Below are 20,908 nucleotides of genomic sequence, written 5' to 3'. Positions count from 1 at the left end.
CCCTCTCCCCCCCCCCCCCCCCCGCCCCCCCCGCGCCCGCCGCCCCCCCCCCCGCGGAAATACCCTGCCGCGTTACAACGCTTCCAGGCTGCACCACGGCAGTTCGGGCAGGCCCTGCCCGGCCACGGCCGCGGCCAGCTGCGCGTCGGCGCCGTCCACGTCGATGCCCTGGCGGCCGTACCACGCGGGGTCGTAATAACTGTGCGCATAGCGCTCGCCGGCATCACACAGGATGCTGACGATGCTGCCCTGGTGGCCGGCTTCGCGCATCCACTGCGCGGCCTGCAGCACGCCGATGAAGTTGGTGCCGGTGGAGCCGCCGACGCGACGCCCGATCTGGCGGCTGACGTGGCGCATCGCCGCCAGGCTGAGTGCATCGGGCACCTTCACCATCGCATCGACGCTGGTCGGGATGAAGCTCGATTCCACCCGCGGCCGGCCGATGCCTTCCACCCGCGAACCGCCGCTGCAGGTCAGCCCGCGCCAGTCCGGCTCGCCTGCCACGGCGGCCTGGTAGCCCTCGAAGAACACAGAGATTTCCGGGTCGGCGCAGAGGATGCGGGTGTCATGCCGGCGGTAGCTGACATAGCGGCCGAGGGTGGCCGCGGTGCCGCCGGTGCCGGGGCTGCACACGATCCATTCCGGGATCGGGCTGGGCTCCTCGGCCATCTGCTTGAAGATGGATTCGGCGATGTTGTTGTTGGCGCGCCAGTCGGTGGCCCGTTCGGCGTAGGTGAACTGGTCCATGAAATGGCCGCCGGTCTCGCGGGCCAGCCGTTCCGAATCGCAGTTGAGGTCGCAGGCGCGCTCGACCAGGTGGCAGCGGCCGCCGTGGAATTCAATCGCGGCGATCTTCTCCGGCGAGGTCGTTGCCGGCATCACCGCGATGAACGGCAGGCCCAGCAGGCGCGCGAAATAGGCTTCGGACACCGCGGTCGAGCCGCTGGACGCCTCGATCACCGGCCGCCCCTCGCGCAGCCAGCCGTTGGCCAGCGCGTACAGGAACAGCGAGCGCGCCAGGCGGTGCTTGAGGCTGCCGGTGGGGTGGCTCGATTCATCCTTGAGGTACACGTCGATGCCCTCGAACCCGGGCAGTGCCAGCGGGATCAGGTGGGTATCGGCGGAACGGTTGAAATCGGCTTCGATCTTGCGGATGGCGGCGGCCACCCATTCACGCTGCGACATGGCGGGCAATCGTTGTCAGGACGGAACGGTGCGATCCGTCCATTGTACGTCGCAGTGCCGTCAGGTGGCGGCCGGTAGAATGACGCCATCCGGCCATCATGGCCCTGTCTGAAGGACCTTCCCCCATGACCCTTCCCGCCCTCCGCGATATTCCCGGCGTGGCTGCCCAGGCCCCGGCCGAAACCCACGGCTTCGTGTTCAACCACACCATGCTGCGGGTCAAGGACATCACTGCCTCGCTGGACTTCTACACCCGCGTGCTCGGCTACCAGCTGATCGACAAGCGTGATTTCGCCGAAGCCCAGTTCAGCCTGTACTTCCTGGCCTACGTGCCGGCCGGCGTGGCCGTGCCGGAAGACGATGCCACCCGCCGCGTGTGGATGGCCGGCCTGCCGGGCGTGCTGGAACTGACCCACAACCACGGCACCGAGACCCAGGATGGCCCGGTCTACCACGACGGCAACAGCGACCCGCGCGGCTTCGGCCACATCTGCGTGTCGGTGCCGGAACTGGAATCGGCCTGCCAGCGCTTCGAAGACCTCGGCGTGCCGTTCCAGAAGCGCCTGACCGATGGCCGCATGAAGAACATCGCCTTCATCAAGGACCCGGACGGTTACTGGGTCGAGATCATCGCCAACGCCTGACCGGCCGCGCCAGGCGCTCGCCGGGCATGGCCCGGTGCTACCACAGCGGTCCCCTTCTGAAGAGGTACGCATGGAAACGATGGAACTGCATCGCGGGCGCCTGATCGACCACCTGCAGCTGGTGGTGCGTGACCTGGCCGCCAGCCGCCGCTTCTACCAGGCCGTGTTCGATGCCATCGGCATCCCCATCGCCGGCGAAGGCCCGGATTATTTCTGGGCCGACGAACTGTTCATTTCCACCGCCAGCAGCGAGGCCGCCGCCGGCCAGCTGACCGGACGCCATCACCTGGCATTCCAGGCGCGTGATGCGGCCACGGTGGATGCCTTCCACGCTGCCGCACTGGCGGCAGGTGGCACCGACAACGGCGCGCCGGGCGAGCGGCCCTACCACCCGGGTTACTACGGCGCCTTCGTGCTCGACCCCGATGGCAACAACATCGAAGTGGTCTACCACGGCCCGGCGACCTACAGCGCCGACTCGGTGAAGGTCAGCTTCTGATTGCCGCGCTGCGCGCTCGCCGGGCATGGCCCGGCGCTACCAACGGAGAAGCCGGGCAATGCCCGGCTTCGTCCGTCCTGCACGGTCGCCTCAGTGGGCGGCCATGTAGATGTCCTGCAGCACGGCCTTTTCCAGCTCCAGCTCGCCCAGCAGGTTCTTCACGATATCGCCCAGGCTGAGGATGCCGACCAGCGTGTTGCCATCGGTGACCATCAGGTGGCGGCGACGCGAGTACGTCATCAGCGACATGGCCTGCTTCAGCGTGGCCTCCGGCGCAATGCCTTCCAGGCCGGTGGTCGGCACGGTGGAGATCACCCGGCGGCCGGCCTGCGGGCCGTCGTCGGCCAGGCTGCGCACGATGTCCTTCTCGGAGATGATGCCGACCGGCACCCCGTCCTTGATCACCACCAGGGCAGCGATTTTATTCGCGCTCATCTTGTGGGCGGCGGCACCGATGGTGTCTTCCGAATCGATGGTGATGACAGCTTCTTTCTTGGATTGCAGGAGTTCGCGGACGTTCATTCTTGTTTCCTGGTGCAGGTCACTGAAGTCAAAAAGTGTGCTCTTCCGAATCGCCCCCTCCCCGGGAACAGACCTTTCAGCGCACGTCTGGCGCACGGTGCCGGCAGGTAACTGCATCGGCCAGCACGGTGCTGCAACGCGAACGAGGCCGGTGAAGGAAAACCCGCAGGGGCCTCGGACGATTCGATTCTACGACTGCCCTGCGCGGCCGCTACCGGCACCGATGGGACGCTTCGTCGTGGAACCTGTCGACGATTCCGAGAATCGCACCTGCGGCAAAACCGGCGCTGAATACAGCCCTTTCAAGCCGCTCAAGTTCGCACCCGCGCGGCCGACGCACGCGCAACCGCCCGACCGTGCAAAGTCAGGGGAACGGTCGCCAGCTGCCGAGCACCGCCTCGGTGGTGTACTGCGCGGCCTCGTCACCGGACAGGTGATGCGACCACGCCACGCGTTCTTCCGGTGAGGCACCGGCACCGACGCTGCCGAACTCGCCGTAGTAAGTGGTACGTTCGGCATCGGGCTTGTCCCAGTTGTGCCAGCCAGCCTGCACGATGTGCGGGCCCAGGTTGGACTGCAGGAATACCGTGCGTGCGAACGGCCGCCACGGCCGCCCCAGGTAGGCGGTGCCCATGCCTTCGCCACGCAGCAGCGCGCGACGGAACACGTAGCCGAAGCGCTGTCCTCCCGGCGTGGATGCCGCGGTGACCCAGCCCAGCTTGCCCTTGGACACGATCGTGCAGTCATCGAACAGTGCCGTGGCCGCACCGAAGATGAAATCCACCGTGCCTTCGATGTAGCAGTCCTTGAAGTGCAGCACGCTGCCTTCGTGCGTGTACAGCGTGTCCTGGTTGCCGAGCAGGCGCACGTTGCGGAAGCCGCCGCGCGGCGGTGCGGCATACAGCGCCAGTGCCTGGCCGACGTTGCCGGCGGTGTTCTCGATGGTCAGGTCTTCGGCGATGAACTCATCGCCATACACGTACACCGTGGCCGAGCCACTGGTGCGCATCGCCTTGCCGGTGGCCGGGTCGACCAGGTCGGCGTAGTTGTTCCAGCTGAGGATGGACGCACCGGCGCCGGCACCGCGCAGCGTCACCCGGGTCTTTTCCTTCGGCACCTTCACCACGCCGCGGTACAGCCCCTCGCGCAGCACGATGACCTGGCGCGTGCGGTTGCCGTCGGGCACCGCATCGATGGCCGCCTGCACGCTGCGGTAGTCACCGCTGCCATCGGCGGCCACCACCCAGTCGCGCGCGGCGGCCGGCAGTGCGGCCAGCACCAGCAGGCCGGCCAAGGGGAGGGAGAATCGGCGTATCTGCGGCATGCGGCAACCTGCGGGCAAGGGGGCAATGCGCGGCCGGCGCTTCAGGCCGGCCGCGATCCAGGGGCAACGATCAGAACTTGTAGCGCAGGCCGAGCAGGAATTCGCGGCCGGTCTGGGTGTAGGTCAGCGGCAGTTTCCACGCCGAGGTACCCACCCACTCGTTGCTGGTTTCGTTGGTCAGGTTGATGCCTTCGAGGCTGACTTCCAGATGGTCGTCGATCTTCCAGCTGATCGAGGCATCCACCGTGTCCACCGCATCCATGCCGTGGAAACTGAAGCCCTGCACGCTGGCCGGCACCTGGGTGTAGTAGCCGTCACGATGGGTGTAAGACACGCGCGCGCCCAGCTTCTCGCCTTCGTAGAACAGCGTGCTGTTGTACGAATTCTTCGACAGCCCGGTCAGGTCGGTCTTCAGCGAGGCCGCACCGGTGGAGGTGAGGTACTGGATCTGCGAATCGACCCAGGTGTAGTTCAGCTGCAGGCCCAGGTTGCTCCAGCGCCCCGGCAGGAAGCTGAAGGGCTGCACGTAGTTGAACTCGGCACCCTTCAGGTCACCACCGGGCGTGTTCAACGGACGGGTAAAGGTGAAGTCCTCGTTCGGCGACACCCCGGTGCCGTCGAGCAGACTGGCCGGCAGGCCACCAGCACTGAACGGCATGACCGTGCTGGTGCCCTGCACGAAGCTTTCGATGTCTTTGTGGAACAGGGCCAGGCCGAGCAGGCCGCCTTCCTGGAAGTACCACTCCACGCCCAGGTCCAGCGTGCGTGCGCGGATCGGGTCCAGGTTCGGGTTGCCGCCGTTGACGTAGCGGTGGCCGCTGGACAGGCTCAGCGTCGTGCCCGGGGTCAGCGAGGACAGACCGGGGCGTGCCATCACCTTGGCCGCACCGAACCGCAGCATCAGGTCCGGTGAAAGCTCGGCCACCAGGTTCAGCGACGGCAGCGTATCGGTGTAGTCGCGCGACACATGGGTCAGCACCATCGCGCCATCCACCGTGGAATAGCCGGTGGAGGACTGGGTGGTCTTGACCCGGCGCACGCCCACGTTGCCCGACACCGGCACGCTGCCGACATCGAAGCCGAACTCGCCCATCAGCCACGCGCCGCGGTCACGCTCTTCCACGCTGCGGCGGGTCGCGTTGCGTTCGTACAGCTGGTAGATGCCCTGCCCGCTGTAGATGCCCAGCAGCTGCGACAACGCGGCCAGGTCGGGCACGGCCCAGGCATCGGGCGAACCGGCCACGCCGCCCAGGCGGGCGATGTCGACCAGTGCCGCCGGCACCGTGTAGCTGCCATCGGCGAAGGCCGGCACCACGGTTTCGCTCTGCCGGCGGTACTCGCTGGTGTCGAACGTGTAGTCCTTGGCGAGCAGGCCGCCCCGCACGGTGAACGACGGGCCGAAATTCCAGGTGAAATCCAGCGCACCGTTGTCGAAGCTGTTGCTGGCGTACTGCGGGCGCAGGCGCACTTCGGCCAGGGTCCAGCCGCTGGTGTCGGTGGGATCGATGCCGTAGTTGAAGGTCGGGTGGGTGACGCTGTCGCGGAAATCGTAGCTGTAGCCGGACACGTTGGCCTTGTCCATGATCAGCGTGGTCTGCACCGGGTTGGCGTGCTCGGATTTCGAGTGGCCCACCAGCAGATTGACCTTGAACGCATCGCTGAAGCGGTGCTCGCCGCTCAATGACACCTGCTTGAACTCGGTGCTCCACTCATCGCGGCGCTGTTCGGAACGCACGCCGGCACCATCGAACAGGCCGTACAGCAGCGCGCCGGACGTGGGATCGATGTAGCCGTCGCGCAGCACCATGTTCTGCTTCTGCGCCGAGTAGGCAAACGAGATCGCCTCGATGTACTTCTCGCTGCGCACGGTATCGATCTTCGAATACAGCGCGTCCAGCGCGAACTCGGTGTTGTCGGTCGGCTTCCACTGCAGCGACGCGGTCACGCCCAGGCGCTTCTGGTCGTGTTCCAGCAGCGTGTAGCGCGGGAAATACGGGTGCCACACGCCATCGGCCAGGCCGGCGGTGAACGGCGAGCTGGGGCTGAAGCCGCCGTTGCTGCTGGCGCTGTACCAGCGGCCGGTGTTGCTGCCTTCCTCGCGCACGCGGCGTTCGGAATAGGCCACCGACAGCAGGCCACCGAAGCGCCCGTCGGCCCAGGTATCGGCGATCAGCGCGGCCGCACGCGGGCTGGCCTTCTCGGAAAGATCATTGAAGCTGCCCTGCCCGCTCGCCGCGAAGGTGAAGCCGTCGTAGTCGAACGGGCGCGCGGTGCGCAGGTCCACGGTGGCACCCAGCGAGCCCTCTTCCACGTCGGCCGAGGCGGTCTTGCGCACGATCAGCTGCGAGAACAGGTCCGAGGCGAACACGTTGAAGTCGAAACCACGGCTGCGGTTGGTGCCGCCGGACTGGTCGGAGCCGCCGACGGTGGTCAGTGCTTCCAGGCCGTTGATGCGCACACGGGTGAAATCCGGGCCGAGGCCGCGCACGGAGATGTTGCGGCCTTCGCCGGCGTCGCGGGTGATGGTCACGCCGGGGATGCGCTGCAGCGATTCGGCCAGGTTGAGATCCGGGAAGTTGGCGATGTCCTCGGCCACCACCGCATCGACCATGCCCTTTTCCGAGCGCTTGATGTCCAGCGCCTTCTCCACGCTGGCGCGGTAGCCGGTCACCGTCACCGCATCCAGTTCGGTGGGGTTGGCCGCGGCGGTGTCCTGGGCGGCAGCCGGGCCAGCCAGGGCCAGCAGCACCGCACTGGCCAGCGCGCTGGCGGCCAAGGTAACCGGTGTCTTTTTACGATTCAGCCTGTGCGTCATGAAAATCCCTTGCAATCACTGCTACTGGCGGTCGAGGGTGCCTATCAAGAGATGACACCGGGGGACACGAAACGTAGCAGCGTCATGGAACTGACACATCATGCGGTGCAGCAAGACGGCGGCAGGCACCCGCAAGTGCCTGCCCACAAAGGAAAGTCGCGCCCCGCCCGGCAAGCCGCCAGGCCGAGGCTCAGGCCGTGTGCGCGGCCGGCGGCACCGGGGGCGGCAGGGGCCGCGCGCGGGTCGCCCACCAGCACAGCAGCGAGCCCGCGGTCACGCAGGCCACGCCCTGCACGAAGCCCATGCCCGGGTGCAGCGACAGCCACACGCTGCTCCACAGCACCGACAGCACCGGGGCGAAGTAGGAGAAGATCGCCATCGAGGTGACGTTGCCGTGCTGCAGCCCATGGTTCCAGCATGAATAGGCGGTGGCAGTGAGCAGGCCGAACACCGCCACCTGGGCCAGGCCGCCCCAGTGCAGGTGCAGCGGCGGCGCATCGCCCAGCGCGTACTTCAGCCACAGCACCGCGGCGGTGGCGATCATGAACAACGGCACCGCGTTGCGCGAACCGCCGATGCGCTTGGTCACCAGCGAGTACGTCGCCCACATGCACGAGGCGGCCAGCGCCAGGGCGTAGGCCAGCGGGTTGCTGCGCAGGTTGGCCAGCAGCATCGCTGGCGACCACGCGCCTTCGCCGGTGATGACCAGCACCACGCCCAGCAGGCACAGCACGGTGGCCGGCAGCAGCAGCCAGTTGCCGCGCTGCATGCGGGTGAGCACGGTCAGCAGCACCGTCAGGCACGGCCACAAGTAGTTGATCATCACCAGTTCCAGCGCCTGCCCACGGTGGTGGGCCAGGCCGATGGACAGCGACAGCGAGATCTCGGTGCCGATGAACAACGCACCGCCGATCAGCAGGTAGCGTCGCGGCAGCTGCGAGGGTCGCGGCACGCCCAGGATGAGCGCCGAGAACACGGCGGCGGCAGTGAAGATCAGGGCGGCGCCACCAACGGCACCGAAGATCTCGCTGATCGTGCGCAGCATGCCCAGGGTCGGGCTCCACAGCAGCACGGCGCTGGCGCCGATGAGGGTCGGAAGATGGGGTGACGCGGAGGCGCGCAGGGCGCGGAAGCCGTACATGGGGGCGACGACAACAGAAGGCGATCGGTTGAAAGGCACGCGCAGCGATGCGCCCGGCCCCGACAGCGGGACAGGCAGGTCATGCGGACTCGTGGGTCCTGGGGAGTACGCTGGTCCGTAGCGTCGTCCCCGGAACGCCCCGGCACTGTGCGTTGCAGGGGGGTACGGCGGGAGGCGGGTTACAACAGCCGACTGGCCGAAGCGGATTGTACGCTTTCGATGCTGCGCCGCAATATCGTCCTGTTCATCCACTCACCTTTGCGTAGAATTCCCGCCCCACGCAAAGGAATGACTGTCATGACATTGACCCCCACCCGGATGTTCGCCCCGATTTTCGCCGCCCTGCTGGCCGCACCCACGGCGCATGCCGCAACGACCATCGACGCAGCGCAGTGGCAGAAGCTGGCACCCACGCTGCAGGCTGCACTGGAATGCCGCGCGGACCCGGATGCCCGCAGCCAAGACCTTGGCAGGGCTTTCAGGCAATGTGGAAGGCACCAGCGAACCGATCACGCCGCCGGTGCCGTTCACCGTGTTCGGTCTGCGCGTCCGCTCGTTCTCGGTCTACATCGATCCCGACGGTGACCTGGGGGCCAGCTACACCAGCAAGCTCTCGGCCGATGCCGCGGCGGTGCGCAACGCCTCCAAGCTGGGCAGGAAGCCCGAGCGCGATACCAGCATGGGTGTGCTGTCGATCGCCCAGGATGGATCGGCACAGCTGACCTGCCTGGTGTATGGCGCCTACGACGAGCGCGACTACCAGGAACCGTAGGCGACCCGTGGAGTGCGCGGTGGCCCTGTCCCGGCGGGGCTAGCGCGCGCTTCCCTCCACGTACGGGCGCGACTGCAGGATCAGCACCTCATCGCCGACCACGGCCCATTCGATGTCCTGGTCGGCACCGCCCAGCGCCTGCCTGGTACGGGTACCGATGCGCGCCAACCGTGCGATCAGGGCATCGGTCAGCACCTGCCGTGAACCGGTGATCGGTACCTCACGCACACCGCCACCCGCACGCGCCACCAGCTGCGTGTCTTCGGCCGAGCGGCTCAGCACCTGCACCGCCTTCGACCACGACGAGTACATCACCTGCTCGGCCTGTCGCTTGCCTTCCACCACGCGGATGCCCAGCCCGCGCTTGGCCGAGATGTAGGTGACGTGGCGGCGTGCGGCATCGAAGGGATCGCGGGTGATCATCACCCCGGAGCTGTCCGACGGCGCGGCCACCTGCACCAGCACCGCCATGGCCACCGCATCCTGCGGCAGGCCCGCCGCCGTGCGCGCCTCGTAGGCCTCGAAGTTGTAGACCGACGCCCAGACCATCTGCACCGCTTTGGCGACCGCCTCCATGCGGGTCACGTTGGGCACCGTGGTGTACAGCCCAGCTCCGCTGAAACCCGGCAGATCCTCGGAGTTGGACGAGCTGCGCACGAACACCGGCGCGCCCTGCAACTGGTCGCGCCACTGGCGTTCCAGCGTACGCACGAACGCGGCATCGGCGGGCGCGTTCTCGATCTGCGTGCGCAGCGACGCCAGCGCATTACGTCGCACCGCCGGATCGCTGTTGAACCCCGGCCGCTGCTGCAGTTCGCGCAGGCGTTGTGGCACCTGCAGCCGCTGCTGCATGGCCTGGTACTGCGAGAACGGAATGCAGAAGCCATCGGGCACCCGTGCCGCCGGTGGCAGCACCGCACGCAGCGTGCCGAGGTTGGCGGCCTTCACCCCGCAATGCGTGCTGTCACGCGCACGCAGCGCCTGCAGCGGCTTCAGCGCCACCACGGCCAGATCCGGGCGCGGCAGGCTGCGCTGCACAGGGCGTGCGGCAGTGGCAGAGGGCGTGCGTGCCGGCCGCGCCAACGGGGTCACCCGGTAATCGCTGCCGGTCACCTCCAGCGCCACCCAGCGACCGTCGTACTGGCGCAGCGCGTCCTGCGCATCACGCACGTAGACGTTGGGAATGCCCCAGCCCTTGGCCAGCAGGTTGACGTGCGAGAGCAGGGTCGACGGCCGCTGCGTGACCAACCCGGCGACCGGGGCCAGCGCGATCGGCACCTCATCCAGCACCGGGATATCGCGCGGCGACAGCGCGGCCAGCTGCGCCTCCGTGCGCACGATGCGCAGGCGCCCCTCCGCCTTCCCGGTGTTCAGCGGCAGGAAGCGCTGCTCACGCAGCAGGCTCTCCTGGCTGACGTAGGCCAGCTTCATCTCGCCCGCCAGCTGCTCATGCGCGGTGGAATTGGTCTTGAAGCGGATCGGATCGGCGAACGAGGCGCGCAGCACTGCATCGGCCTCGCGCAACAGCGGCGCGGTCAGCTGGTCGCCTTCCCAGAATTCGTAGGTGTATCCCGGCAGATCCCGCTGCCAGGCCACGGTGCCGAACAGGAAGCGGCGCTGCGGGTCGCGGTACTGCGCGTTCACCGTGGCTTTGTCCATCGAGCGCAGCAGCCGCTGCTGGCGCACGAACTGCTCGTGCAGGCCGTGGCGGCGCGTGTTGACGTAGTAGATGCGCCCGTTCTCGCGCCGGTCGATGACGAAGATCAGATGCGGCATTTCCAGCGCCGTGCCGGCGTTGTAGACGCGGGCCATCTGCATGAACTGTGCGCGACTGTCGATGCGCGGAAGATAGTCCGGCCCTTCGGCCGGCTGCTGTGCCGCGTCAGGGCGATGCTCATACGCCGAGGGCTTGCGTGCGGTCTGTGCCAGCGCGGGTGCGGCGCAGGCCAGCAGCAACAGCAGGGTCGCGCGGTGCCGGAGGGTATTCATACGGGATCGGTCCTTGATGCCGCTACGGAGACAACAGGGTACGCGGTCCGGTGGCGATGGCCCATCAGCCATCGCCACCTTGAACGGCCCGCCTACCTCACTTCGAGCAACGCCCGCGCTGGGCCAGGCTCAGCTGCGCCACCTCGCGGCGGCCCTCGGCCTCAGGCATCACCGTCAGCTTGGCGCCACCGACGAACACGCCCATCTTGATCGACTGCTGGATGAAGTAGTTGCGCCCCGCCTCGGTGTAGAGCTTGACGTCGTTGGGCGAGAACTCCGATTCGGTGGAGATCACATGCTCCTGGTTGCCCGGCACCAAGGTGTAGAAGAACACCTTGTTGGCCGTCTCACCCAGGCACTCGCCATCAATGCGCAGATCCTTCTTCAGCGCCTGGCCGACGAAGGAGTTGCGGTACACGTACACGCCCGCCTTGCCCTCCTCCGGAACCGGGAAGCTCTTGGCCACGTCTACCTGGCCCTTGTCCGACATCGGAACACTCGCACACCCGGACAGCAGGCTGATCGCCGCTGCCATTGCAACCACGTGCCACTTGTTCATCTACAGCCCCCTGTTATGCGTGCCATGCACGCGGATTGAATTCTGGTATCGCGCCCGTGTTGAACGGGCGTGGTGGATCGACGCCCACCTCGACGCTGCGGCGGTTGCGCAGGCGGGTGGACGGATCGGGAAATCGAGAGTGGCGCGGGCATCCTCCGTGATGCGGGCAGCGGTGTGCGCGGATGGTGCCATGTAGGCAGGGAGCGTCGCAATCGGCTCGCCACACCCTCTGCCTGAAACAAATCGCCTGGTTACAACACTTTCGAACTTTCCATCTTTTCTCATTGGCGGCCAAGGCCATCCATGCGAAACATGGGCCGCCACCGAAAACGGGTGGCACGGGCTTGCAATCCCGTTTGAACTACCTAGCAGTTACGCTTGTCTGTCGGCGCCATCCTCTGTGGATGGCGTCGGCAGACATTCTGCCCGCGCACCTATGGCGGGCGGCGCGTGGGGGCCTCGTGCCCGCCGGCTTTTCGCTAGGTTGTTCACCGGTATTGCAACCACGCACCGTCCGCCACCCTCGCCCTCAAGCGGGGTGGCTCCTTTGCCGCATGCATGAGGAAGCCGCCATGAGCACCACGCGATACCCGTATCTGTTCGCCACCCTGGGCGAGGCCGCCAACGCGCTGCCCGATGAGCTCGCCCAGCCGCTGGAAACCACCCTTGCTGCCCAGCAGGCCGATGATGGCATCACCCAGCTGGGTAACCTGCGGCGCATCCGCCAGGTGGACGCCGCCGATGGCCAGCCTTTGCAGCGCAACGGGCGCAGCGCGGGGCAGTGCATGGCGCTGGCGCGCATCAACCCGGCAAACGCCGGACTGACCGTGCTGCTGGAACTGCTGCATGCCAGCGAGCGCGTCCGCGTGGATGGCGACGAAGCGCAGCAGGTTGGCAACGACGTGCGCGAAGGCCTGCTGCTGGCCTGCCGCGGGTTGTCCGAGTATGTGGATGTGCAGGTGCACGCTGCCTGAGGCTGTTCCGCCGGGCATGGCCCGGCGCTACCCCCGGTCCGTCATGGGCACCACAAAGGATGCGTGTCCCATCCGGTGTCGGCGCCGAAGCCGTGCACGCGCACCTGGTTGCTCAGACCAGCTTTGAGGTGTGCATCCATCCGGCTTCGCCAGCTCGCTTCGTCAGCGACAGTCGAAGCGAGCAACTTTCGAAGAATCAGAAGTAGAAAGAACGCCCGCCCCACCGGGAATCGTGCTTCGCGGTCAGACCACCCAGCCGAGCGTGGACGCATGGCGCTTACACCCAGCTCCTTGTTCCAAAGGCGGCCGTGGTGAGCAACGACGTTGCGCGCAACGCTGGTCACATGCAGCCAGTTCTGAAGTACGGGCGCTGCAACACCCGCATCTCGCGCGACCAACTTCTGCTCACGTCCTCGCAGCGCCCCGTAGAATCGCGACAGCGAGCCCAGGGACATGATTTCAGCCGCCATCCAGAGGGGGACTTCAGGAAATGCGGGGCTGGTGTATTTGTTCTGGTAGTGGCGGATGAAGACTTCTTTGGAGCGCCGGACCTCTTTGAAGATCTCCGCGAGCCAGTCAGCGTGCTGGGATGTGCTGCTCACAAAGTGCCCAGCATTCAAATGTCCCAATGCCCCGTAGGCATGTGAGAAGTGGTAAGTGAGCGAAGTACGCACCGCAACCTCGATGTGGCCTATCGCTTCCATCACCAGATCCCGAAGAGCGCGATCAAACTCATACAGGCTGATGGCATCCTCAAAGGTTGCGCCTGCTTGAAAGTTATCGCTGTTGATCTCTCGGAGAGTGTACAAGTAGCCCATGAGGCGGTAGTAGCCCACTCGCTGCAGATAGACGCTGGCGCGATGGTGGTCGCCAATGTCCAGCCCCCTGTCCAACAGCTGGCACAACTGCTGGTCCAACGAAAGTGGCGGCTTTACGTATCGGGTCATCCTGACGCACCAAACAGCGGGCATAAAAAAACCCGCCAATTTGAGCGTGTCGCGACGGTGCGCGTCAGAGGCGTGGCGGGTGTGTTGGGCGCAGGTTAATGCCTTCGGTCTGGTCGATCAAGTGCCGCCTTGTCCCGGGCCGGGCAGGCGCGAAGCTGGGGGAAGGCCAAGGCACGAGGTTCCGGCTCGTTCTTCCAGGGAATGAGCAACAAAGCCATTCTCTAAATCGATCATGAATCAAACACCCCACATGGCGGGGCGGTCCCCAACAAGCGCTTGCGCTCGGACCAAAAGCGTCGCCAGCGCAATGCGCCCGCCGGGCATGGCCCGGCGCTACCGATGTTTACGGTGTCCTGGTAGCGCCGGGCCGCGCCCGGCGACCATTGGCCCGAACGGCCTTACTCCACCGTAACGCTCTTGGCCAGGTTGCGCGGCTTGTCCACGTCAGTGCCGCGCGCCAGCGCGGTGTGGTACGCCAGCAGCTGCACCGGAATGGTGTGCACGATCGGGCTGAGCACGCCGGCGTGGCGCGGGGTGCGGATGACATGCACGCCTTCGGACTCGTTGAAGTTGCTGTCCTGGTCGGCGAACACGAACAGCTCGCCACCGCGGGCGCGCACTTCCTGCATGTTCGACTTCACCTTTTCCAGCAGACTGTCGTTGGGCGCGATCACCACCACCGGCATGTCCTCGTCCACCAGCGCCAGCGGCCCGTGCTTGAGCTCACCGGCCGGATAGGCCTCGGCGTGGATGTAGGAGATTTCCTTCAGCTTGAGCGCGCCTTCCAGCGCGATCGGGTAATGCAGGCCACGGCCCAGGAACAGGGCGCTGCTCTTGCGGGCAAAGCGCTCGGCCCACGCCGCGATCTGCGGCTCCATGTTCAGCGCGTGCTGCACGCTGCCCGGCAGGAAGCGCAGCTGCTCCAGGTAATCCGCTTCCTGTGCGGCATCGACGCGGCCGTGCAGCTTGCCCAGCACCACGGTCAGCTGGAACAGCGCGGCCAGCTGGGTGGTGAAGGCCTTGGTCGACGCCACGCCGATCTCGGCGCCGGCGCGGGTGTAGCAGACCAGTTCGCTGGCACGCGGGATCGCGCTCTCCGGCACGTTGCAGATCGACAGCGTGTGCTTGTGGCCCAGCGACTTGGCGTACTTCAGCGCTTCCATCGTATCCAGCGTTTCGCCGGACTGGGAGATGGTCACGATCAGGTGCTTGGGGTTGGCATACGCGGCGCGGTAGCGGTACTCGCTGGCGATTTCCACGCTGCACGGCAGGCCGGCGATGGATTCGATCCAGTAGCGCGCGGTCAGGCCCGAGTAGTAGCTGGTACCACAGGCCAGGATCTGCACGCCTTCGATGCCGGCCAGCACGGCCTCGGCATTTTTGCCGAACAGCTCGGCCGGGAAGCCACCGGCGTCGATCGCCGCTTCAAGGGTGTCACCCAGCGCACGCGGCTGCTCGTGGATTTCCTTCTGCATGAAGTGGCGGTACGGGCCCAGCTCCAGCGAGGCCAGCGACACGTCGGACAGGTGCACGTCGCGCTCGACCGGCTGGTCGTGCTCGTCGAAGACCTGCACGCCATCGCGGCGGATGTCGGCGGTGTCGCCCTCTTCCAGGAAGATCACCTTGCGGGTAGCCGAGATCACCGCCGAGACGTCGGAGGCGACGAAGTTCTCGCCTTCGCCCAGGCCGACCAGCAGCGGGCAGCCCATGCGTGCGCAGACGAAATGGTCCGGCTCGGCACGGCTGACCACGGCCAGCGCATAGGCGCCGGTCAGTTCCTTCACCGTGCGCTGCAGCGCGCCCAGCAGGCTGTCGCCGCCCTTCAGGTGGTGGTGCATGAGGTGGGCGATCACTTCGGTGTCGGTCTGCGACTCGAAGGTGTAGCCCAGCGCGCGCAGCTTCTCGCGCTGCTCTTCGTGGTTCTCGATGATGCCGTTGTGCACCAGCGCCACGCCGGCACTGATGTGCGGGTGTGCATTGGCCTCGGTCACCCCGCCATGGGTGGCCCAGCGGGTATGGCCGATGCCCAGCTGGGAATTGAAACCCTCGGCTTCGGCCGCGACGGCCATTTCCGAGACGCGACCGGTGCGGCGCACGCGGCGCACGTCCGGGCGCTCGGCACGGTCGATCACCGCGATGCCGGACGAATCGTAGCCGCGATACTCCAGCCGCTTCAGTCCTTCGATCAGCACCGGTACCACATCGCGATCAGCGATCGCACCCACGATTCCACACATGTCGCGCTTTTCCTTGAAGACGGTCGCCGCATTCTAGCGTGGGTGTCCACGCCGTCCCTCCTGTCCGCTTAATGAAAGTGTCCGCAACAGTGTCCGCGGACACCCGGACACAGGGAACCATACCGCAAGCCATTGAAATCACGTGAAATAAAGTTGGCACGGAGCGTGCTTGGTTCCTTGCACCACCGACAGGCACGCACCCGATGATCCGCGACACCTCTGCCCAGGACCAGATCGTTTCCGCCCCCTCCGCCAGCGCCCCCCGTGCGGCCTGGCAGCGCTACCGCTGGCCGGCCCTGGGTGCGGTCGCCCTGCTGGCCGCCATCGGCTGGGCGGTGCATGCCTGGTCCAACGCCAGCCGCTCCTTCGACAGCAGCCGGGTGCGCATCGCCGAAGTGCAGCGCGGCGACCTGGTGCGCGACATCGCCGCCGACGGCCGCGTCATCGCCGCCAACAGCCCGACCCTGTACGCCATTTCCGCAGGTACGGTGGACCTGAAGGTGGTGGCCGGCGACGTGGTCAAGAAGGGCCAGGAGCTGGCGATCATCGACAGCCCGGAACTGCGCAGCAAGCTGGCCCAGGAACAGGCCACCCTGGCCGGCCTGGAAGCCGAGGCCAGCCGCGCCGCGCTGGACGCCACCCTCGCCCGCGCCAAGTCGCGCAAGGAAACCGACCAGGCCAGCATCGAACGGCAGGCCGCCGACCGTGACCTGCAGCGCTACCAGCGCGGCTACGACGGCGGCGCGGTGCCGCAGATCGACCTGGCCAAGGCCCAGGACTCCCTGAAGAAGGCCGACATCACTCTCGCCAACGCCACCACCGATGCGCGCCTGCAGAGCCAGGGCGCCGACCTGGACGCGCGCAACAAGCGCCTGCTGGCCGATCGCCAGAAGGCGGTAGTGGCCGAAGTGCAGCGCCAGGTCGATGCGCTGACCCTGCGCGCGCCGTTCGACGGCCAGGTCGGTCAGGTGCAGGCCACCCAGGCCACCAACCTGGCGGCCAACGCGCCGGTACTGGGCGTGGTCGACCTGTCCAAGTTCGAGGTGGAGATCAAGGTGCCGGAAAGCTTCGCCCGTGACCTGGCGATCGGCATGCCGGCACAGCTGACCGGCGGCAACGGCAAGCCGTTCCCGGGTGAGATCAGCGCGGTCTCGCCGGAAGTGGTCAATGGCGAGGTCAACGCCCGCGTGCGCTTCGCCGCCGCGCAGCCGGAAGGCCTGCGCCAGAGCCAGCGCATGTCGGTGCGTGTGCTGCTCGATACCCGCAGGAACGTGATGAAGGTCGAGCGGGGCCCGTTCGTCGAACAGGGCAACGGCGTGGCCTACGTGATGGACGGCCGCACCGCGGTGCGCCGACCGGTGGAACTGGGCGTCAGCAGCCTGGGCGAAGTGGAAATCAAGTCGGGTGTGCAGCCGGGCGACCGCATCGTGGTCTCCGGCAGCGACCTGTTCAAGGACGCCGAACGCGTCTCCGTCAACTGACACATCCTGGAGAGAGGACACCCCATGTACATGCTCGAAATGCGTTCGGTCGCCAAGGTTTTCCGTACCGAACAGGTGGAAACCCACGCACTGCGCTCGCTGGAACTGCAGGTCAAGGAAGGTGAGTTCGTCGCCGTCACCGGTCCGTCCGGCTCCGGCAAGACCACTTTCCTCAACATCGCCGGCCTGCTGGAAACCTTCACCAGCGGCACCTACATGCTCGACGGCCAGGACGTCAGCACGCTGGGCGACGATGCCCGCAGCCGTATGCGCAACCAGAAGATCGGCTTCATCTTCCAGGGCTTCAACCTGATCCCCGACCTGAACCTGTTCGACAACGTCGACGTGCCGCTGCGCTACCGCAAGATGGGCGCCGGCGAACGCCGCGAGCGCATCGAGAAGGCGCTGAGCCAGGTCGGCCTGGGTTCGCGCATGAAGCACTACCCCAATGAACTCTCCGGCGGCCAGCAGCAGCGCGCCGCCATCGCCCGTGCCCTGGCCGGCAGCCCGCGCCTGCTGCTGGCCGACGAACCGACCGGCAACCTGGACACGCAGATGGCGCGTGGCGTGATGGAACTGCTGGAAGAGATCAACGCCGCCGGCACCACCATCGTCATGGTCACCCATGACCCGGAGCTGGCCGCACGCGCGCAGCGCAACGTGCACATCGTCGATGGCCAGGTGACCGACCTGGTGCGTGAGCCGGTGCTGGCCACCCCGCGCCGCATCGTCGCCGTCAACGAGTGAGGGCCCGACCATGTTCGCCTACTACGCCCGACTGGCGGCGCGCAGCTTCCGCCGCAACAAGGTCCTGACCGCGCTGATGGTGGTTGCCATCGCGCTGGGCATCGGCGCCTCGATGACCACCCTGACCGTCTTCCACGTGCTCTCCGGCGATCCGATCCCCGACAAGAGCGATCGCCTGTTCTACGTGCAGCTCGATCCGGGCCCCCGCGGTGGCTACGTGCCCGGCGAGGAACCCAATTCGCAGATGACCCGCTTCGATGGCGAGGCCCTGCTGCGCGAAGCCAAGGCCGAGCGCCAGGCGCTGATGAGCGGCGGCGGCGGCACCATCGAGCCGGACGGCAGCACCCTGCAGCCGTTCTCGATCGATACGCGCTGGACCTCGGCTGATTTCTTCCCGATGTTCGACGTGCCGATGCAGTACGGCCGTGCCTGGACCCGCCAGGACGACGACGGCCGCGCACGCGTGGTGGTCATCTCCAAAGCCCTGAACGACAAGCTGTACCAGGGCGGCAACAGCGTCGGCAAGGACATCCGCATGGATGGCCAGAGCTTCCGCATCGTCGGCGTGATGAAGGAATGGAATCCCGAACCGCAGTTCTTCGACCTCACCACCGGCAGTTTCGGCAAGGACGAGGATCTGCTGCTGCCGATGTCGACTTCGATGGACCTGAAGCTGGGCAGCAACGGCAACATGAACTGCTTCGGCGAAAACCCCGACGGCGACAGCTATTCGGTGAACGCCCCCTGCACCTGGCTGCAGTACTGGGCCGAGATGGACCCGGGCAAGGCCGATGACTACCGCCGCTACCTGGAAAACTACTCCAGCCAGCAGCGTGAGGCCGGCCGCTTCGAGCGCCCGCCGAACGTGCGCCTGCGCAACGTGATGGAGTGGCTGGACTTCAACGGTGCGGTGCCCAGCGATGTGCGCCTGCAGCTGTGGCTGGCGCTGGGCTTCCTCGGCGTGTGCCTGGTCAACACGGTGGGCCTGCTGCTGGCCAAGTTCCTGCGCCGCAGCGGTGAGATCGGCGTGCGGCGCGCGCTCGGTGCCAGCCGTGGCCAGATCTTCCTGCAGTGCCTGGTGGAAGCCGGTGCAGTGGGCGTGGTCGGCGGCGTGCTCGGCATCGGCGTGGCCCTGCTTGGCCTGTTCGCCGTGCGCCAGCAGCCGGTGGACTACGCCAAGCTGGCCCATCTGGACGGCAGCATGCTGCTGCTGGCCATCGGCCTGACCCTGTTTGCCAGCCTTGCTGCCGGTTTCCTGCCCGCCTGGCGCGCGATGCAGGTCACCCCGGCCATCCAGCTCAAGTCGCAGTAAGTACCGGAACGAGGACTCCCATGGACATCCGCCCCATCCTCAGCACCCTGCGCCGGCACAAGACCGCTGCCGCACTGATCGTGCTGGAAGTCGCCCTGACCTGCGCCATCGTCTGCAACGCGCTGTTCCTGGTCAGCCAACGCGTGGAGAAGATCAGCATGCCCAGTGGCATCGCCGAGAACGAACTGGTCATGGTCCGCGTCAGCGGCATCGGCAAGCAGACCAACGGCATGGCCCGCACCCGCGAGGACCTGGCGTCGCTGCGCGCCATCCCCGGCGTCACCGGCGCCACCATCATCAACCAGCTGCCGTTCCGCAGCGGCTCGTCCAGCAGCAGCATCCAGCGCCAGCAGGACCAGGAGCGGCCGACCACCGAGGCATCGATGTACACGATGTCCGAAGATGGCATCCGCACGATGGGCATCAACGTGATCGCCGGGCGTGACTTCCTGCCCGACGAGTACATGGACTACGCCGTCGTCACCAAGGCCGGCTCCACGGACAAGGCGGTCCCGGTGATCTTCAGCCAGGCCACCGCCGCGAAGATGGAACCCGACGGCAGCGCGCTGGGCAAGACCTACTACATGGGCAAGCAGCCGCTGCACGTGGTCGGCATCGTCGACACCCTGACCACGCCCACCGGCTGGGACGACAACTGGAACGAGTCGATGCTGATGCCGCTGCGCCGCGGCTTCGACGAAGGCGCCACCTACATGCTGCGCACCGCTCCCGAGCGCCGCGATGAAGTGCTCAAGGCCGCCGTCGCCGCGCTGGAGCGCAACGATGCCAACCGCCTGATGCGTGACAAGAAGACCTACGAGGACCAGCGCAACGACTACTTCAAGAACGACCGCGCCATGGTCGGCCTGCTGGTGACGGTGTCCATCGCCCTGCTGGTGGTGACCGCACTGGGCATCATCGGCCTGGCCAGCTTCTGGGTGCAGCAGCGCAGCAAGCAGATCGGCATCCGCCGTGCGCTGGGAGCGACCCGCGGGCAGATCCTGCGCTACTTCCAGACCGAGAACTTCCTGCTGGCCACGCTGGGCATCGTGCTGGGCATGCTCGCCGCGTACGCGATCAACCTGGCGCTGATGAACATGTACGAGCTGCCGCGCATGCCGCTGCTGTACCTGCCGCTGGGCGCGGTGCTGCTGTGGGTGCTGGGCCAGGTCGCGGTGTTCGGCCCGGCCCGCCGCGCCGCCGCCGTGCCGCCGGCCGTTGCCACCCGGGGGGCGTGAGATGCGCGCCCTGGCCCTGGCAATCGCGCTGGCCCTGCCGCTGCCGGTACTGGCCGGCAGCAGCACGGTGCAGACGATGAACTGGCAGCAGGAGGGCGCGCGGCTGGCACTGCGCTCCACCGAAGGCCAGGTGCAGGTCGAGGCGGCCAGCCCCGAGGCGCGCTTCGGCGTGCGCCGGGGCGACCGCATCGTGCGCGTGGACGACACGCCGGTCCGCCAGATCGACCAGCTTGCCGCTGCGGTGCGCCAGGCCGACGCAGCGGGCAAGGCCCAGGTCTTCCTTCTGCTGCGGCGCAACGGCAAGACCCTGAGCGTGCCGGTGGCGGTGACCACCTGGAAGACCGTGCTGGTGCCCCCGCCGGCGCCACCACCTCCCCCGCCGCCGCCGCCGCGCTGACGTGCCCCGGCCCCTGCGGGGCCACGGGTTTGGCTATATTGGCGAGGTCACGGTAGCGGGGGGGGGGGGGGGGGGGGGGGGGGGGGGCCCGCGCGGCCGGGGGGCGCGCCCCGCCCCCCCCCCCC

General features: G+C 67.1%; 18 protein-coding genes. 9 read left to right on the top strand and 9 right to left on the bottom strand.

Annotated elements, in window-relative coordinates; translation table 11 throughout:
- Positions 1-72: 72 nt before the first annotated feature.
- Positions 73-1,185, bottom strand: a complete 1,113-nt coding sequence (locus tag IAE56_RS15100; RefSeq protein WP_200753084.1) for a PLP-dependent cysteine synthase family protein — start codon at positions 1,183-1,185, stop codon at positions 73-75.
- Between the two features lie 125 nt (positions 1,186-1,310).
- Between IAE56_RS15100 and gloA the strand changes: the two genes are divergently transcribed.
- Positions 1,311-1,829 carry a lactoylglutathione lyase gene (gene gloA, locus IAE56_RS15095; RefSeq protein WP_108770072.1) on the top strand — a complete coding sequence of 173 codons (519 nt, stop codon included), beginning with the start codon at positions 1,311-1,313 and terminating at the stop codon, positions 1,827-1,829.
- Between the two features lie 70 nt (positions 1,830-1,899).
- On the top strand, positions 1,900-2,328 hold the full coding sequence (locus IAE56_RS15090) for a VOC family protein (protein WP_108770073.1): 429 nt from the start codon (positions 1,900-1,902) through the stop codon (positions 2,326-2,328).
- Positions 2,329-2,418: 90 nt separating this feature from the next.
- Here the strand turns inward: IAE56_RS15090 and IAE56_RS15085 are convergent, their stop codons facing one another.
- The 4 genes from IAE56_RS15085 to yddG form a co-directional block, all read right to left on the bottom strand.
- Positions 2,419-2,850, bottom strand: a complete 432-nt coding sequence (locus IAE56_RS15085) for a CBS domain-containing protein (protein ID WP_053461435.1) — start codon at positions 2,848-2,850, stop codon at positions 2,419-2,421.
- A 364-nt stretch (positions 2,851-3,214) separates the two neighbouring features.
- Positions 3,215-4,174 carry a pectinesterase family protein gene (locus IAE56_RS15080; protein ID WP_200753083.1) on the bottom strand — a complete coding sequence of 320 codons (960 nt, stop codon included), beginning with the start codon at positions 4,172-4,174 and terminating at the stop codon, positions 3,215-3,217.
- A gap of 70 nt (positions 4,175-4,244) precedes the next feature.
- Complete coding sequence (locus tag IAE56_RS15075; RefSeq protein WP_200753082.1) at positions 4,245-6,989, bottom strand: TonB-dependent receptor; 2,745 nt, start codon at positions 6,987-6,989, stop codon at positions 4,245-4,247.
- A 190-nt stretch (positions 6,990-7,179) separates the two neighbouring features.
- A complete protein-coding gene (yddG, locus tag IAE56_RS15070; RefSeq protein WP_200753081.1) occupies positions 7,180-8,130 on the bottom strand; it encodes an aromatic amino acid DMT transporter YddG in 951 nt (316 codons plus the stop codon).
- A 466-nt stretch (positions 8,131-8,596) separates the two neighbouring features.
- On the opposite strand from yddG, the gene IAE56_RS15065 reads away from it, so the two are divergent.
- Positions 8,597-8,902, top strand: coding sequence for a hypothetical protein (locus IAE56_RS15065; RefSeq protein ID WP_200753080.1), 306 nt, complete (start codon positions 8,597-8,599; stop codon positions 8,900-8,902).
- 39 nt (positions 8,903-8,941) lie between these two features.
- On the opposite strand, the gene IAE56_RS15060 is transcribed toward IAE56_RS15065, so the two are convergent.
- Together IAE56_RS15060 and IAE56_RS15055 are read right to left on the bottom strand one after the other, a co-directional pair.
- Positions 8,942-10,891: a PEP/pyruvate-binding domain-containing protein gene (locus IAE56_RS15060; RefSeq protein WP_200753079.1), complete on the bottom strand. Its 1,950-nt coding sequence runs from the start codon at positions 10,889-10,891 to the stop codon at positions 8,942-8,944.
- 97 nt (positions 10,892-10,988) lie between these two features.
- Positions 10,989-11,450 carry a DUF2846 domain-containing protein gene (locus tag IAE56_RS15055; protein WP_200753078.1) on the bottom strand — a complete coding sequence of 154 codons (462 nt, stop codon included), beginning with the start codon at positions 11,448-11,450 and terminating at the stop codon, positions 10,989-10,991.
- A 572-nt stretch (positions 11,451-12,022) separates the two neighbouring features.
- On the opposite strand from IAE56_RS15055, the gene IAE56_RS15050 reads away from it, so the two are divergent.
- The gene (locus IAE56_RS15050) at positions 12,023-12,424 is read left to right on the top strand and encodes a hypothetical protein (RefSeq protein ID WP_200753077.1); all 402 of its coding nucleotides are present in this window, start codon (positions 12,023-12,025) and stop codon (positions 12,422-12,424) included.
- A gap of 41 nt (positions 12,425-12,465) precedes the next feature.
- On the opposite strand, the gene IAE56_RS15045 is transcribed toward IAE56_RS15050, so the two are convergent.
- Together IAE56_RS15045 and glmS are read right to left on the bottom strand one after the other, a co-directional pair.
- Entirely contained in the window at positions 12,466-13,371 is a 906-nt protein-coding gene (locus IAE56_RS15045) for an Abi family protein (protein ID WP_200753076.1), read from the bottom strand.
- A gap of 398 nt (positions 13,372-13,769) precedes the next feature.
- A complete protein-coding gene (glmS, locus tag IAE56_RS15040; protein ID WP_200753075.1) occupies positions 13,770-15,608 on the bottom strand; it encodes a glutamine--fructose-6-phosphate transaminase (isomerizing) in 1,839 nt (612 codons plus the stop codon).
- Between the two features lie 203 nt (positions 15,609-15,811).
- Between glmS and IAE56_RS15035 the strand changes: the two genes are divergently transcribed.
- From IAE56_RS15035 to IAE56_RS15015, 5 genes are read left to right on the top strand one after another with little or no spacing between them, the layout of a single operon-like run.
- Positions 15,812-17,089 (top strand): efflux RND transporter periplasmic adaptor subunit, encoded by a 1,278-nt coding sequence (locus IAE56_RS15035; protein ID WP_079223537.1) that lies wholly within the window; start codon positions 15,812-15,814, stop codon positions 17,087-17,089.
- A 24-nt stretch (positions 17,090-17,113) separates the two neighbouring features.
- Positions 17,114-17,836 carry an ABC transporter ATP-binding protein gene (locus tag IAE56_RS15030; protein WP_200753074.1) on the top strand — a complete coding sequence of 241 codons (723 nt, stop codon included), beginning with the start codon at positions 17,114-17,116 and terminating at the stop codon, positions 17,834-17,836.
- A 10-nt stretch (positions 17,837-17,846) separates the two neighbouring features.
- On the top strand, positions 17,847-19,148 hold the full coding sequence (locus tag IAE56_RS15025; RefSeq protein ID WP_150453081.1) for an ABC transporter permease: 1,302 nt from the start codon (positions 17,847-17,849) through the stop codon (positions 19,146-19,148).
- 20 nt (positions 19,149-19,168) lie between these two features.
- Positions 19,169-20,386, top strand: coding sequence for an FtsX-like permease family protein (locus tag IAE56_RS15020; RefSeq protein WP_200753073.1), 1,218 nt, complete (start codon positions 19,169-19,171; stop codon positions 20,384-20,386).
- 1 nt (position 20,387) lies between these two features.
- Positions 20,388-20,783, top strand: a complete 396-nt coding sequence (locus IAE56_RS15015) for a PDZ domain-containing protein (protein WP_200753072.1) — start codon at positions 20,388-20,390, stop codon at positions 20,781-20,783.
- The last annotated feature ends 125 nt before the right edge of the window (positions 20,784-20,908 follow it).

This window comes from Stenotrophomonas sp. S41 (assembly GCF_016624625.1).
GTDB lineage: Bacteria > Pseudomonadota > Gammaproteobacteria > Xanthomonadales > Xanthomonadaceae > Stenotrophomonas.
The sequence above is the reverse complement of the archived record's forward strand: the minus strand, read 5'-3'. Positions and strand labels throughout refer to the sequence as shown.

Bases quoted from the DNA above. Each gene is read 5' to 3' on its own strand.
- IAE56_RS15060 (WP_200753079.1), bottom strand. From the start codon at position 10,891: ATGAATACCCTCCGGCACCGCGCGACCCTGCTGTTGCTGCTGGCCTGC.
- IAE56_RS15085 (WP_053461435.1), bottom strand. From the start codon at position 2,850: ATGAACGTCCGCGAACTCCTGCAATCCAAGAAAGAAGCTGTCATCACC.
- IAE56_RS15035 (WP_079223537.1), top strand. From the start codon at position 15,812: ATGATCCGCGACACCTCTGCCCAGGACCAGATCGTTTCCGCCCCCTCC.
- yddG (WP_200753081.1), bottom strand. From the start codon at position 8,130: ATGTACGGCTTCCGCGCCCTGCGCGCCTCCGCGTCACCCCATCTTCCG.
- IAE56_RS15055 (WP_200753078.1), bottom strand. From the start codon at position 11,450: ATGAACAAGTGGCACGTGGTTGCAATGGCAGCGGCGATCAGCCTGCTG.
- IAE56_RS15090 (WP_108770073.1), top strand. From the start codon at position 1,900: ATGGAAACGATGGAACTGCATCGCGGGCGCCTGATCGACCACCTGCAG.
- IAE56_RS15020 (WP_200753073.1), top strand. From the start codon at position 19,169: ATGGACATCCGCCCCATCCTCAGCACCCTGCGCCGGCACAAGACCGCT.
- IAE56_RS15050 (WP_200753077.1), top strand. From the start codon at position 12,023: ATGAGCACCACGCGATACCCGTATCTGTTCGCCACCCTGGGCGAGGCC.
- gloA (WP_108770072.1), top strand. From the start codon at position 1,311: ATGACCCTTCCCGCCCTCCGCGATATTCCCGGCGTGGCTGCCCAGGCC.
- IAE56_RS15075 (WP_200753082.1), bottom strand. From the start codon at position 6,989: ATGACGCACAGGCTGAATCGTAAAAAGACACCGGTTACCTTGGCCGCC.
- IAE56_RS15045 (WP_200753076.1), bottom strand. From the start codon at position 13,371: ATGACCCGATACGTAAAGCCGCCACTTTCGTTGGACCAGCAGTTGTGC.
- IAE56_RS15025 (WP_150453081.1), top strand. From the start codon at position 17,847: ATGTTCGCCTACTACGCCCGACTGGCGGCGCGCAGCTTCCGCCGCAAC.
- IAE56_RS15080 (WP_200753083.1), bottom strand. From the start codon at position 4,174: ATGCCGCAGATACGCCGATTCTCCCTCCCCTTGGCCGGCCTGCTGGTG.
- IAE56_RS15030 (WP_200753074.1), top strand. From the start codon at position 17,114: ATGTACATGCTCGAAATGCGTTCGGTCGCCAAGGTTTTCCGTACCGAA.
- glmS (WP_200753075.1), bottom strand. From the start codon at position 15,608: ATGTGTGGAATCGTGGGTGCGATCGCTGATCGCGATGTGGTACCGGTG.
- IAE56_RS15100 (WP_200753084.1), bottom strand. From the start codon at position 1,185: ATGTCGCAGCGTGAATGGGTGGCCGCCGCCATCCGCAAGATCGAAGCC.
- IAE56_RS15015 (WP_200753072.1), top strand. From the start codon at position 20,388: ATGCGCGCCCTGGCCCTGGCAATCGCGCTGGCCCTGCCGCTGCCGGTA.